This window comes from Chryseobacterium sp. Leaf404 (assembly GCF_001424145.1).
Classification (GTDB): Bacteria; Bacteroidota; Bacteroidia; order Flavobacteriales; family Weeksellaceae; genus Chryseobacterium.
The window spans coordinates 51865-64844 of record NZ_LMQM01000016.1 but is presented as its reverse complement, the minus strand read 5'-3'; the positions used below and the strand labels follow the sequence as shown (position 1 = coordinate 64844).

The 12980-nt window shown below is 36.8% G+C and carries 14 protein-coding genes and 1 tRNA gene; 6 read left to right on the top strand and 9 right to left on the bottom strand.

Translation table 11 applies throughout. The features are described 5' to 3' along the window. The first annotated feature begins 87 nt into the window (after positions 1-87). Genes ASG31_RS17290 through ASG31_RS17275 form a run of 4 tightly spaced genes read left to right on the top strand, consistent with a single transcriptional unit; the run spans position 88 to position 4008 of the window. Complete coding sequence (locus ASG31_RS17290; RefSeq protein ID WP_056035774.1) at positions 88-873, top strand: Ku protein; 786 nt, start codon at positions 88-90, stop codon at positions 871-873. A 2-nt stretch (positions 874-875) separates the two neighbouring features. Next, entirely contained in the window at positions 876-1478 is a 603-nt protein-coding gene (locus ASG31_RS17285) for a DNA polymerase ligase N-terminal domain-containing protein (protein WP_056035771.1), read from the top strand. Between the two features lie 41 nt (positions 1479-1519). Continuing rightward, a complete protein-coding gene (ligD, locus tag ASG31_RS17280) occupies positions 1520-3445 on the top strand; it encodes a DNA ligase D (protein WP_231433788.1) in 1926 nt (641 codons plus the stop codon). A 29-nt stretch (positions 3446-3474) separates the two neighbouring features. Beyond that, on the top strand, positions 3475-4008 hold the full coding sequence (locus tag ASG31_RS17275; RefSeq protein WP_056035768.1) for a hypothetical protein: 534 nt from the start codon (positions 3475-3477) through the stop codon (positions 4006-4008). Here the strand turns inward: ASG31_RS17275 and ASG31_RS17270 are convergent, their stop codons facing one another. The 4 genes from ASG31_RS17270 to ASG31_RS17255 all read right to left on the bottom strand — a co-directional run bounded on the left by ASG31_RS17270 (position 4009) and on the right by ASG31_RS17255 (position 6965). Continuing rightward, positions 4009-4740: an SDR family NAD(P)-dependent oxidoreductase gene (locus ASG31_RS17270; RefSeq protein WP_056035767.1), complete on the bottom strand. Its 732-nt coding sequence runs from the start codon at positions 4738-4740 to the stop codon at positions 4009-4011. 438 nt (positions 4741-5178) lie between these two features. After that, the gene (gene yajC / locus ASG31_RS17265; protein ID WP_056035764.1) at positions 5179-5538 is read right to left on the bottom strand and encodes a preprotein translocase subunit YajC; all 360 of its coding nucleotides are present in this window, start codon (positions 5536-5538) and stop codon (positions 5179-5181) included. Next, positions 5538-6050, bottom strand: a complete 513-nt coding sequence (locus ASG31_RS17260; RefSeq protein ID WP_056035761.1) for a DUF1573 domain-containing protein — start codon at positions 6048-6050, stop codon at positions 5538-5540. The genes yajC and ASG31_RS17260 overlap by 1 nt, the downstream gene beginning before the upstream one ends. Positions 6051-6059: 9 nt before the next feature. Beyond that, positions 6060-6965, bottom strand: coding sequence for a transcription antitermination protein NusB (locus tag ASG31_RS17255; RefSeq protein ID WP_056035759.1), 906 nt, complete (start codon positions 6963-6965; stop codon positions 6060-6062). Positions 6966-7055: 90 nt separating this feature from the next. Between ASG31_RS17255 and ASG31_RS17250 the strand changes: the two genes are divergently transcribed. Then, entirely contained in the window at positions 7056-8717 is a 1662-nt protein-coding gene (locus ASG31_RS17250; RefSeq protein WP_056035756.1) for an ABC transporter ATP-binding protein, read from the top strand. Positions 8718-8816: 99 nt separating this feature from the next. Next, positions 8817-9152, top strand: a complete 336-nt coding sequence (locus ASG31_RS17245) for a DUF3276 family protein (RefSeq protein ID WP_056035754.1) — start codon at positions 8817-8819, stop codon at positions 9150-9152. Positions 9153-9273: 121 nt separating this feature from the next. Here ASG31_RS17245 and ASG31_RS17240 read toward each other — a convergent pair. From ASG31_RS17240 to ASG31_RS17220, 5 genes are all read right to left on the bottom strand, one after another. Further along, a tRNA-His gene (locus tag ASG31_RS17240) sits at positions 9274-9349 on the bottom strand. Between the two features lie 35 nt (positions 9350-9384). After that, positions 9385-10104 carry a bacillithiol biosynthesis deacetylase BshB1 gene (bshB1, locus tag ASG31_RS17235; RefSeq protein ID WP_056035751.1) on the bottom strand — a complete coding sequence of 240 codons (720 nt, stop codon included), beginning with the start codon at positions 10102-10104 and terminating at the stop codon, positions 9385-9387. 78 nt (positions 10105-10182) lie between these two features. Then, positions 10183-11856 carry a tetratricopeptide repeat protein gene (locus ASG31_RS17230; protein WP_056035748.1) on the bottom strand — a complete coding sequence of 558 codons (1674 nt, stop codon included), beginning with the start codon at positions 11854-11856 and terminating at the stop codon, positions 10183-10185. Between the two features lie 75 nt (positions 11857-11931). Continuing rightward, a complete protein-coding gene (locus tag ASG31_RS17225; protein WP_082504620.1) occupies positions 11932-12804 on the bottom strand; it encodes a PstS family phosphate ABC transporter substrate-binding protein in 873 nt (290 codons plus the stop codon). Next, on the bottom strand, positions 12797-12970 hold the full coding sequence (locus ASG31_RS17220) for a C4-dicarboxylate ABC transporter (protein WP_231433795.1): 174 nt from the start codon (positions 12968-12970) through the stop codon (positions 12797-12799). The genes ASG31_RS17225 and ASG31_RS17220 overlap by 8 nt, the downstream gene beginning before the upstream one ends. Between the last annotated feature and the right edge of the window lie 10 nt (positions 12971-12980).

Genomic DNA, 12980 nt, shown 5'->3' with positions numbered 1-12980 from the left:
ACCCACATCACATTCACCACTGCATTCAGACAAATAATCAAAATTTCAACGGCATAATCATTGCAAGTTTTACTGAAAAGAAAGACAATGAAAGCAATTTGGAACGGTGCCATTGGTTTTGGCTTAGTCAATATTCCTGTGAAGATTTATTCTGCTACAGAAACCAGCAAACTGGATCTAGATATGCTGGACAAATCTGATTTTTCTAATATTAAATTTAAAAGAGTTAACGAAAAAACGGGCAAGGAAGTCAAGTGGGCAAACATTGTAAAAGGTTTTCTGATCGACGATAAATACGTTGTTCTGGAAGATGAAGATTACGAAGCCGCAAGTCCGGAAAAAACAAAAATTCTGAGCATTGAACATTTCGTTAAAGAGGCAGAGGTTGATTCTGTTTACTTTGAAACTCCTTACTTTCTCGAACCTCAAAAGAATGGCGAAAATGCTTACAGACTTTTAATCAAAGCTTTGCAGCAGACTAAAATGGTTGGTATCGGAACTTTTGTGTTGCGTGATACTGAAGCGATTGGGATGATTCGTCCTTACAATGATGATGTTTTGGTTTTAAACCGTTTGAGATTCGATCAGGAAATCAGGGATTACAAACAGCTGAAAATTCCCGCCAAGAAAGCACCGAAACCAGCCGAACTGAAGATGGCTAAGAATCTGATCGAGCAACTTTCCGAACCTTTTGATCCCACTTTTTATAAAAATACTTACTCTGAAGAATTGCTTAAAATCATTAAGAAAAAAGCGAAAGGAAAATCTGTTAAAGTAAAAAAATCTGAACCTGCAAAACAGGGTAAAGTAATTGATTTAATGGCGCAGCTAAAAGCCAGTTTACAAACTCCAAAATCTAAAAACGCTTCCTGATCATGGCTCTGAAAGATTACAACGACAAACGGAAATTCGATAAAACATCCGAACCGAAAGGAAAGACAAAAAAGAGTGATGACAAACTTGTTTTTGTGATTCAAAGGCACGCCGCATCTCGTCTGCATTACGATTTCCGTCTTGAAATGGAAGGTGTTCTGAAAAGCTGGGCAGTTCCGAAAGGACCATCACTGAATCCTGAAGACAAACGTTTGGCGATGATGGTGGAAGATCATCCGTATGACTACAAAGATTTTGAAGGCAACATTCCTGAAGGAAATTATGGTGCCGGACAGGTTGAAATCTGGGACAGCGGAACCTACGAACCATTGGACGATACCAGCAAACTTTCAGACGAAAAAGAACTGCTGAAGGAATTAAAAAGCGGTTCGTTAAAATTTATTCTTCACGGTAAAAAACTGAAAGGCGAATTTGCTTTGGTTAAAATGAAAAATGCAGAAAACAATTCTTGGCTTTTAATTAAACATAAAGACAAATTTGCAGAAGATGAATATGATGCTGAAGAAAACGTTTCACCTAAATCGTTAGTTTCAAAATTCATCGAGGAAAAAAAAAGCCTAAAAAGCAGCAAAAAGAAGTCATAACGTCTGAAACAAAACCTAAATTTCAGCGTTTCAACTCTTTGGTGGATGAGAAAAAATTAGAAAAATTCATCAAACCGATGCTTGCAAAATCTTCTGATAACGCATTTGACAATGAGGATTGGATTTTCGAAATCAAATGGGACGGTTATCGCGCTGTAGCGGATCTCAGCAAGAAAGAACCTCTGTTTTATTCCCGAAACGGAATTTCTTTTTCATCTAAATTTAATTCTATTACCGAAGATTTTAGTCAGCAAAAGCATAAGATGATTTTGGATGGCGAAATTGTTGCGTATGACGAAAACGGCAAACCAAGTTTTCAGCTTTTACAGCAGATTGGCGATAATCCGGATTTGGCTTTAACCTATCAGGTTTTTGATGTTTTGTGGCTGAACGGTCATTCTACCGAAGAACTTCCTTTAATTCAACGAAAAGAGCTTCTGAAAGACGCTTTAATTGAAACGGATCTGATTAAATTCTGCGATCACGTTCCTGAAAAAGGAATTGAGTTTTTTAATGAAATGAAAAAAATGGAGCTTGAAGGAATGATTGCCAAAAAAGCCGACAGCGTTTACACTGAAAATTCCCGAAGCACAGACTGGCTCAAAATAAAATTCACCAACACCGAAGAAGCGATTATCTGCGGTTTCACAGAACCAAAAGGTTCAAGACAAGGCTTTGGTGCTTTGATTTTAGGAAAATATATAAACGGAAAACTAACCTATTCCGGACATACGGGAACGGGCTTTAATAATGAATTGTTGAATTCTCTTCATGCGCGGTTGAAAAAATTAGTAGTAAAAACTTCACCTTTTGAAACGATTCCCAAAACAAATATGCCCGTAACATGGACAAAACCCGAATTGGTCTGCGAAATAAAATTTTCGGAAATCACCAAAGACGGAATGTTCCGACACCCTGTTTTTGTGGCACTTCGTGAAGATAAGGAAGCGAAGGAAATCAGTAATTCAGTCAAAAAAGCGGCTCAGAAAACTTCAAAATCCATAACTATGACGAATAAAAAATCATCCGAAAAGGCAGAAGATGAAAACGAAAAAGACAGCGAAATTACATTGAACCGACATAAAATAAAACTGACCAATCAGGATAAAATTTATTTTCCGAAAGATAAAATAAGCAAAGGCGATGTGGTAGAATATTATCAGTCGGTGGCCGAATACATTTTACCCCATCTCAAAAACCGACCGCTTTCTCTTAATCGTTTTCCGAGTGGAATCGATCATTCCGGATTTTACCAGAAAGACGCGGGAGATTCTTTTCCGGACTGGATCAAAACGACCAAAGTACATTCTGAATCTACCAACAAATACATCGATTACGCCATCTGTAACGACAAAGCAACATTGGCATATCTGAACAATTTAGGCTGCATCGATTTCAATCCGTGGAACTCATCACTTCCCGATCTGGATCATCCTGATTATTTGGTTTTAGACCTCGATCCTTCAAAGAAAAATACTTTTGACCATGTAATCGAAACAGCACAGCAGGTGAAAGAAATTTTAGATTTAATTAAAATAAAAGGCTACTGCAAAACTTCCGGAAGCACGGGAATTCACATCTACATTCCGATGGGTGGCGGTTACGATTACGATCAGGTGAAGGATTTTGCACTGATCCTGATGCAGCAGGTTCATGAAAAACTTCCAAAAATTACAACACTGGAACGCAGTCTGCAAAAAAGAGACGACAAAAAAATCTATCTTGACTACCTTCAAAACCGACAGGGACAAACTCTAGCCAGCGTCTACAGCCTAAGACCGAAAGAAGGCGCAGCCGTTTCAATGCCACTGGAATGGGATGAACTCAAGAAAGGTTTGAAACCAACAGACTTTAATATTGAAAATGCTTTGGAAAGAATTAAGGCAAAAGGTGATTTGTTTAAACCTGTTTTAGGAAAAGGAATTGATATGATGAAGGCGTTGGAATTGTTGCAGGATGTTGAGTAAATCAATATTTTTACAAAAACTAAGTGTGTATGGAAACTCCTTTACAGGTCTTCATTAATTTTGATGAAAAAATCACTAAAAAACAACTCGAAAAACACTATTTCTATTCTTGGAAAAAGAAATTACCTACCTTATTAAAGAATTTTTTCTTTATCGTTCTGTTTTTAACTATTGTTGACAGTATTTTCAAAGGCGATAGAAGCAGAATTGATTTTTTAAAGTTTCTCGGGATATTTTTTGTTATTTTTTGCATACTGTATCTATTCATTTTCCTCTTCAATAAAGCAAACTACATCTCTAAAATAAACAAATACTTAGCTGAACTCAAGGAATTTAATCCCATTTCAGAATTGTACTTTGATAAAAAATCATTTCATATTAAAAGCGAGCAATACGATATTAGAAGCATTTGGAAGTATGTTTCATACGAGCTTTCAGGAGATACTGTTTACATTACTGTTCAAATGGGTACTTATTTCACCTATATCTTAAATGAAAAAGAGACTGACCAATATCAAAATATCATAGATTTTTTAAAGAAAAATGCCAATTCAAAAAAGTAATTAAGGCAACTTCGCCACCAAACCCTCAGGTAAAATTTTTAAAATAAAATAAATGATTTTCCATTTAAAATTGGGAACGATGGTGAAAGAATTTCCTGCATCAACGATATGTCGCGCCACATAATCAGGTTCCATGAGAAGTTTTTTATTGAGTTTGAGACCAACATTGATTTTTGTATTGATGTATCCACTGACCAAAACGTTCACTATAATATTTCTTTGAGCCAACTCCTGTCTTAAACCTGCCAGATAAGTCGTGAACGCAGCCTTTGTACTTCCATAAACAAAATTACTTTTCCTTCCACGAACACCCGAAAGTGAAGATAACCCGATGATTCTTTCTAAATTTTCATTGGATTGATCCATCGCAACGATATTCAGAATCGAAACACCGCCCATGTAATTGACCTGCATCATTTGCTGAGTTCCTTTGAAATCTTTTAAAGCATCAACATTTTCGACTAAAAATCCGGCAGCGTAAACCACAATGTGAGGTTTGACCAAAAGTTCATTATAAAATTTTTGGTGTGAATCAAAATCTGCTGCATCAAAATATAAAACCGAAACTTTATCTGACAGATTATTTTCTGCAACAAAATCTTTCAGAGAATCCGTACTTCTGGAAGCGGCGGCGATGGCAAAACCTCTTTCAGCATATTGCAAAATACACTGCTTTGCCACATCGGAATTGGCACCGAGAATAAGAACGTTTTTGGATCTCTTTTGATTCATTGGGCAAAGATATTTTTTAAAATGTTGTTTTACAAATTGTTGTTTGGTTTAAAAACATATTTCACAAATGAGTTTCTCCGTTGATTTTTTGACTGCCTGATTTTTGATGGAAATTTTTAATGATACTCAAATTAATTAAAACGGTGAAATTTCTGAAAACAGTAAGCGTCAGTCAGAAAATCACAGGAAGTTTTCCTAAAACTCATTTTCATTATCCTAAATGTAAAAGCAGCGTTACGGAGCATTAATTCCGGACTCCAAAGCATTAAATATGCATTCCGAAGCTTCAGCGCATCATTCCGAAGCCTCCAGGAGGGCATCTTTTTGTCTTCGGCAATAAGGATTCTTGTCTGCTGAGAACTTTTCCTTGTTTAAAACCACAAAAAAACAGCCGGATAAAATTTACCCAGCCGTTTTACTATTATTTTATATACGAAATTACTTCTTTTCAGTATCTGTAATTTCTTTTTTGTCTGAAGTTTTTGTAGCTTTTTCACCAAAACGGGCATCAGTAAACTCTCTGGAGATTGCTGCCTTCTCAAATTTCAGTTTGCCTGAAAGGGTTTCAATTACCACTCCATCCTCCTGAATCTGGGCAATTCTTCCGTGAAGACCGGAGGTCAGCACTACTCTGCTTCCCACTTTCAGCTCTTCCTGGAATTTTTTCTCCTGCTTCTGCTTCTTCATCTGAGGTCTGATCATCAGGAAATAAAACCCTACAAACATTGCCCCCATCATAATCAGCATCATAGAGTTATTGCCCCCTGCCGGCGCCTGTAAAAATAGTGTCAACATCATTATTTCTGGATATTTGCGTTGAAGGTAAGTTTAATCGGCGCTTTTTCTACATTAGCAAAAACATCTGCATATTTATCTACAGCACCGTCAAAATTACTTGAATCAAAACTTAAAGTAATTTTCCCTTTTTTGCCTGGCAAAATGGGTTCTTTAGTAAATTCCGGAGCCGTACATCCGCATCCCGGCTTCACTTCAGAGATTACCAACGGATTTTTTCCTGTATTGGTAATTTCGTACACGTGGTTTACTTTATCTCCTTTTTTGATGGTTCCGAAATTAAAATTGCTTTCCGAAAGAGCAACTGTGGTTGTTGGCTGATTGGATGCCGGAGCTGCAGCAACTGTAGCAGAATCACCTGTAGCAGCCGGAGCAGAAAGTGAATCCATTTTCGGAGCCATTGTAGAATCTCCACTTACGTTTTCTGTACTGGTAGTTTCTGTAGTTTCTTTTTTACACGAAACCAAACCAAAACCTATTACCGATAATGCGATGATTGATAATGTCTTTTTCATAATACTTTTTTATATTCTGTTTAAATCCTTACAGTATTTATCTAAAATTCCGTTGATGAAAATATTTGAACGGTCTGTTGCAAACACTTTCGCAATCTCTATATACTCATTAATGATTACTCTGGAAGGGGTGAGCGGAAATTTATCAAGTTCAGAAATGGCGCAGTATAAAATTACTTTATCCATTACAGCCACTCTTTCCAAATCCCAGTTTTCAAGTCTTTCGGCAAGCACCTTTTCGTTACTTTCCCAATTATTGAGGGTTTCACGCAGAAGTTTTGCTGCAAAAGCTTTGTCGTCCTGATCTTTAATCATTTTTATCAGCGTTCTGCTGTCTTCGTCTTCCTTTAAAAAACCGATTGTTTTCTGAACCATAGAATTGGCGATGTGAATATCATCAGACCATGAGAGCTCTTTATCTGAAACGTAATCCTGAAAATCTTCATTCTCTGCCATATATCTTAGGAAAAGTTTTCCAATGAATTTCTGATCGGCTTCAAAAGAGTAACCTTCTTCTTTCATGAAATCCTGATATCTTTTTCCGGCAGTCATTCTCTGGAAGGTTTTCTTCAAAAGATCATCATGCAAATCCCACTTCAAATCTTTATGCTGACCACTGAAAAAAAGCCTTTCCGGATTTTCTTCCAGTTTTTTAAGAACCTGATTGTTGATGAATTTTTGATTAGGATTGGTATCAGAATCAGTTTTCAGATATTTGTTTTTACTGATCTCAATTTGGTTTTCTGCCAAATCTTTCAGGGCTACCAAAAAATTGAGTTCATAGATATAAAGATGGTAGATCTTTTCGATTGAGGAGAACATATTTTTCTCCAAAACATCAAATTTGATCGGGTTTTGACAGTACGAGTACACCGATTCTACCACTTTCTCACGGATTTGTCTTCTTCCTAACATTCAAAGAGCTTTTTATGGGTGCAAAGATATGAAATTTAAAATTATTGAAATTCGTAGTGTGAACCTATTTTCGTATTTTTGTAAAACTTTATGAAAGCGCTTAAAACCTTAAATCCATATTTCTGGAAACACAAAATACTCTTGTTTTGGGGATTTCTTTTTATCATCGCAAGTAATTTTTTCAATATTTACAAAGTTCAGTTTGTAGGAAAATCTGTGGATGAACTTACAAAAGGCGGTCATCTGGGTTTCAACCGACAGGTTTTGATATATGTGGCCATCATCGTTGGCTGCTCACTTCTCACAGGGATTTTCACATTTATGATGAGACAGACCATCATTGTAGCCTCCAGAAGAATTGAATACGAGCTGAAGAACAAAATTTACAATCATTATCAGGAACTTTCGCTTACAGATTATAAGCAGACTACGATTGGTGATCTGATGAACAGACTGAGCGAAGACGTGGTTGCGGTGAGAATGTATCTCGGCCCGGGCGTGATGTACGTTGTTAATCTTTTAATTTTATTGATTATCACAGGCATTTACATGCTTACAACAGATGTTTCGATGACTTTATGGACTTTACTGCCGCTCCCGATTCTCTCCTTTGTAATCTTTAAAGTGAGCTCAATTATTAACCAGAAGTCTAAGATAATGCAGAAAAGCCAGTCTGCGATTTCAACCTTTGTTCAAGACAGTTTTTCAGGAATCAGGGTGGTGAAATTTTTTGCTAAAGAAAATTATATCAAGAAAAATTACGGCGCAAAAGTTTCAGATTATCAGGATAAAGCGTTGGATCTGGCCAAAACTGAAGCATATTTCTTTACCATTATTCTTTTTGTAATCGGTCTTCTTAATGTGGTGGTTATCTTTGTGGGAGGAGAGAAGTATATAGACGGAGAACTTTCTGTGGGGAAAATTGCAGATTTTTTTATGTATATCAATATTCTGATCTGGCCGTTTTCTATGGTGGGATGGGTAACTTCAATTAATCAGCGTGCTGAAGCATCTATGCAGAGAATTAATGAATTTTTAGATAAAAAATCTCATATCGTAAACACCAGTTCAGATCATCAGCCGATTAAAGGTGAAATTGAATTCCGAAATGTGTCTTATGTGTATCCCAATACCGGAATCGTTGCTTTAGATAAATTAAGTTTTAAAATAAATGCCGGCGAATCTCTCGCTATTATGGGAAAAACCGGAAGCGGAAAATCTACCATTGCACTTCTTCTTTGCAGACTTATTGATCCTACAGAAGGTCAAATTCTTATTGACGGAAAAAACCTGAAAGATCATAATTTAGAAAACTACCGAAACTGCATTGGCTACATCCCTCAGGAAAGTTATCTTTTTTCTGATACAATTGAGCACAATATCGGTTTTGCGATTGAGAATCCTACCCACGAAAAAGTGGTTGAATATGCAAAGATTGCGGATGTACACAAAAATATAATCGGATTTAAAGATCAGTATCAGACCACTGTTGGTGAGCGTGGCGTAATGCTTTCCGGCGGACAAAAGCAAAGAATCTGCATTGCACGTGCTTTGATTAAAAATCCTAATATCATTATTTTTGACGATTCATTGTCTGCATTAGATACGGAGACCGAGCAGAACATCCTTGAAAATATTGACCGCAAGATTCAGAATGCGACTTCTGTTATCATCACGCACCGGGAATCAAGCGCTCAGCGTGCAGATAAAATTATCAACCTTTCAGATTTTAACAATTTTATAACTGCTTAACCTATTCTTTCTCAATTGTTAAATAAATCATAAAAAAAATTTTGAGATTGAAAGAAAACTTTTATATTTGTTCTTAACAAGATTAAAAATTATCTAACAATGAGTGATTATAAGGAACGCCACGAGAACGAGATTTTTACGAAGGTGTTGAAGGCAGGAAGAAGAACGTATTTCTTTGATGTGCGCGAGACTAAAGCGGGAGATTATTATTTAACAATTACCGAAAGCAAAAAGAATTTCGGGGACAATGGAGAAGCTACTTTTGAGAAACACAAAATTTATCTTTACAAAGAAGATTTCAAAAACTTTCAGGATATGTTTAACGAATCTACAGACTTCATCATTAACGAAAAAGGTGAGGATGTGATTTCTGAAAAGCATGATAAGGACTTCAAAAGCAAATCTTTCACAATCGATTCTGACGACGAAGTTTAAATTTAGAAATAGAAAATATACAGCATCTTTAGAGATGCTTTTTTTGTGGGAAGAATTAATTTTTTTTAGAATTTCTGCGTCCAAAAATAAAAAAAGTACACTGTAAAAGTGTACTTTTTTAGGGTGAATGAGGGGTCTCGAACCCCCGACCTCCGGAACCACAATCCGGCGCTCTAACCAACTGAGCTACAATCACCGTTTTGGTGGTGCAAATATAAGAAAGAATATTTAATTACAAAATAATTCCGTCAAAATTTTTCAAAGCCATCAGTTTTTCTGTGGTAAAGCCCTCTGCATAGGTCACGCCAGATAATCTGCCAAGGTCCTGAGCACGATATGTGAGGCTTTCATAAAAGTCTTTTGATGTAATTGGAGTTTCAGGTTCTGTAGATTTCGGATCGTAGAATTGAGTTTTGAATGCCATACAGGCTTCAATCTTCTTATCAAGATGCTCAGAAATATCTATTACGAAGTCTGGCTTCACATCTTTCCACTGAATATAATGGTAAATTTGCTTCGGTCTCCAAACTTCCTGAACTTCTCCGTTGAGAGTAGTTTCAATCTTTCTTAAACCTGCTACAAAACACGCATCAGATTCTAATTTCGCTGCTTTCGCATGATCAGGATGTCGGTCATCAATTGCATTGGCCAACACGATTTCCGGCCTGTATTTGCGGATCATTTTCACCAACTCCATTTGATATTCTTCAGAATTCACCAAAAAACCGTCTTTCAAACCCAGGTTTTCTCTCGCTGAAACACCTAAAATTCTTGCAGCTTCTGTTGCCTCATCCTTTCGGGTCAAATCAGTTCCTCTCGTTCCTAATTCGCCTTTAGTTAAATCAACGATAACACAGGTTTTTCCTTCTGATATTAATTTTGCTATTGTTCCGCCACAACCTAATTCAACATCGTCTGGATGAGCGCCAAAAGCGAGTATATCTGTTTTCATAATCCAAAGATAATCAGTAATGCCTTAATAAAAAAGAGACTGCTAAAAAACAGTCTCTTTCAGAATATATTCTAAAATTTATTTCGATAATTTTTCTTTCAAAGTAACAGCATCAGGAGTAGAGAAAGTCTCTATCGATTTGTTGATATACTGTAAGCTTCTTTCTTTATCATTTGCAGTAAGGTTAGCAAGATTGAAGTAAACACTTGCCAACGTCTCTTTTGCTTTCTCTTTTTCTGCCGGTGTTTTTGATGCCAGGGTAGCAATATATCTTTCGTAAGAAGTAATTGCGTTCTCAGCATCGCCTGCTTTCTGGAAGGCATAACCTAAACCGTAGTACCCAGACTCCCAAGTAGGTAAAACATCCGTAAGTCTCTGCCAAGCGTAAGCAGCCCCTTTCCAGTTTTCTACAGTCTGGTATTCATTAGCCAGTTTGTAAAGTGCATCAGAATCTTTTGGATCTGCAGAAAGTTTTTTGTTTAAAGCATCAATGGCATCACTTGTAGGCCCGTCTCCAGGACCGGCAACTGTGGCGATTGTTTTCTTGCTGCCGCTTGCAATTTCAAACTCTTCATCCCATTTGAATGTTTCGTCTTTTGCTGCTTTGGCAACCGCTATTTTAGCTTTAGCTTCAGCCATTTGAGCCTGATCATTATTCGCTTTAGCCAAACCTGCCTGAATCAAACCCTGTAATCCGGTATCACTCGGCTGAACTCTTGACTTATCCGCTTTTGCAATAAATGTTTCTATGTTTGTTTTTGCAGAAGCATAATCTTTATTCTGATAATCGAGATAAGCTTTGATTCTAAATTTAATAGGATCCTGAATCTTATCAAATACAGAATTTAGTGAAGAACCAGCTCCTTCAAAGTCTTTAGACAAAAATGCAAGTTTTGCATAATCTAGGACAGTGTTAGGATCATTATCTGCCAGAGACAGATATTTCTTGTAATTTGCAGATGCCTGTGCCCAATCCTGATAAATACTGAAGAAAGTACCCAAATACTTATAAGCCGGCGCATAACCAGGATCTGCTTTTACTGCCATATCCAGATTGGTTTTTGCTTTCTCCCATGCTTTTGCATTCATCCACAAAGCTCCCATTCTTGTATAAACAACAGCTTTAGACTTTGCAGTAGGAAGAGCTTTCTCAAATGCAGTCATTGCATTTCCGTAATCAACACCACTTTTAGTCTGAACGCCTAATGCACTGTAAGCATCCCCCAAAGAATACAGATACCAGGCAGGAGTGCCGTTTTTCTGAGACTTTTCGATTGCGACATTCAGTACTTCTACAGCATATCTCGGATCGTTTGACCTGTCGTACTTCACCAATGTTTTACCGGCTTCAGCTAACAGATCTGTATCTTTTTCACGTGAGTCTTTTACGATTTCCTTAATCTCGGCCACTGCAGATTTGTCACCTTTTCCCAATTTCACAGAGGCAAGGCCTAATCTGCTGTAATAAGATTTTTTTGCATCAAGTGCAATTCCTTTATTAAAAGCTTCTGTCGCTTTAGCAAAATCCGGTTCTGGCTGAGAGAGATATGTGTTTCCTAAATAGAAAAAGTTTTTATCTGTAGGTTCTTTTGCTACCAGCCCTGAAAATACTTCTTTTGCCTGACCAAATTTATAGCTTTCTACAAGATTGTTTCCCTGATCAGCACTCTGTGCATACGCAACATTCACAAAAGCAAATGCCGCTACTCCCATCATCGCTAATTTATTAGATATTCCAACTCTTACTTCCATTGACATATTTTTGAAATTATAATTGTTTTTTTTATTTTTTAACCGTTTTAAATTATCAATTATCAGACCAATAATCTATTCCTCAGTAATCTTAACCTCTCTTGGAATGATGTAGAAAGGCTGTAATCCCTGTTTTCTCACGATAATCTGACCAGGCTGAGAGCAGGAAAATCTGATAAAACCGTTACCCAAACCAAAGTAAGCTTCATTGGTAATGAAATAGAGAATTCGGGTAAAGGGATATGCGTTGTTCTTCATGGTGTCCGGAGAGATTGCAACCGTCTTTCCCTCCTGATTGATTACCGGCAGGATGTTTACAGACTCACGAAACTTTTTTGCTTCTGTATTATGAGGTCTGCTGATCGCATTATATCCTATCACACCAATACTGTTTGGATATTTGTTGATCTGTGCTATGATATCTTCGTTAGATGAAAGCGAAGAATATTTTAAATCATTCGGTGATATCCCTAATCTTTTAGCAACGAAACTAGTATTTGCTGAATTTGATCCGTCAAAAATTAAAGTATTCTTTCCATCCTGCAGCCTTCTTTTCACTTCATCCACAGAAATACTTTTTAAAGCAGATTCTTTTGAAACGATGAAAACAAGCCCGTCAGCAGCAAATCTTGCCGGCTCAATATCCGAATTAAACTTCTGTTTGAATGCTTTCTTTTCATCACTGGTAAGATCTCTGGATAACACGATCACCCTTGCATTTCCTTTCAAAAGATCCTGCAAAGCCACATTTTCTTTTTTTATCTCAAGATTAATTTTGGTTTTAGGATAAAACAGCATATATCTGTCTTTCAAAACCCGTGTAACATTCTCGAAAGATTCATCTGCTATAACTGTAATAGCTCCTGTCTGGGGAGAATCAGTAGTGTCCTTCGAACAGCTTACAGACAATCCACAAAAAAGTATTAGAATTAAAAGATACTTATTCATCCTGATTAGAATTTTTAATCTGATAAATACCTCTCCCAATTCTGAAAATACCGTAGCCTATCAGCACAGCACCCAGCAGATAAGCCGTAACCTGCTCCAGAGGAAAGACAATAAATGCCTTATAAACAACAGTAAAAATGCCTACTGATATGTAGCACAAACCCACCAAAATTGAT

What these genes read in the sequence shown, in the direction of transcription:
- ASG31_RS17290 (WP_056035774.1), top strand. Translation starts at nt 88, where the DNA reads ATGAAAGCAATTTGGAACGGTGCCATTGGTTTTGGCTTAGTCAATATT.
- ASG31_RS17285 (WP_056035771.1), top strand. Translation starts at nt 876, where the DNA reads ATGGCTCTGAAAGATTACAACGACAAACGGAAATTCGATAAAACATCC.
- ASG31_RS17275 (WP_056035768.1), top strand. Translation starts at nt 3,475, where the DNA reads ATGGAAACTCCTTTACAGGTCTTCATTAATTTTGATGAAAAAATCACT.
- ASG31_RS17270 (WP_056035767.1), bottom strand. Translation starts at nt 4,740, where the DNA reads ATGAATCAAAAGAGATCCAAAAACGTTCTTATTCTCGGTGCCAATTCC.
- yajC (WP_056035764.1), bottom strand. Translation starts at nt 5,538, where the DNA reads ATGATGTTGACACTATTTTTACAGGCGCCGGCAGGGGGCAATAACTCT.
- ASG31_RS17260 (WP_056035761.1), bottom strand. Translation starts at nt 6,050, where the DNA reads ATGAAAAAGACATTATCAATCATCGCATTATCGGTAATAGGTTTTGGT.
- ASG31_RS17255 (WP_056035759.1), bottom strand. Translation starts at nt 6,965, where the DNA reads ATGTTAGGAAGAAGACAAATCCGTGAGAAAGTGGTAGAATCGGTGTAC.
- ASG31_RS17250 (WP_056035756.1), top strand. Translation starts at nt 7,056, where the DNA reads ATGAAAGCGCTTAAAACCTTAAATCCATATTTCTGGAAACACAAAATA.
- ASG31_RS17245 (WP_056035754.1), top strand. Translation starts at nt 8,817, where the DNA reads ATGAGTGATTATAAGGAACGCCACGAGAACGAGATTTTTACGAAGGTG.
- bshB1 (WP_056035751.1), bottom strand. Translation starts at nt 10,104, where the DNA reads ATGAAAACAGATATACTCGCTTTTGGCGCTCATCCAGACGATGTTGAA.
- ASG31_RS17230 (WP_056035748.1), bottom strand. Translation starts at nt 11,856, where the DNA reads ATGGAAGTAAGAGTTGGAATATCTAATAAATTAGCGATGATGGGAGTA.
- ASG31_RS17225 (WP_082504620.1), bottom strand. Translation starts at nt 12,804, where the DNA reads ATGAATAAGTATCTTTTAATTCTAATACTTTTTTGTGGATTGTCTGTA.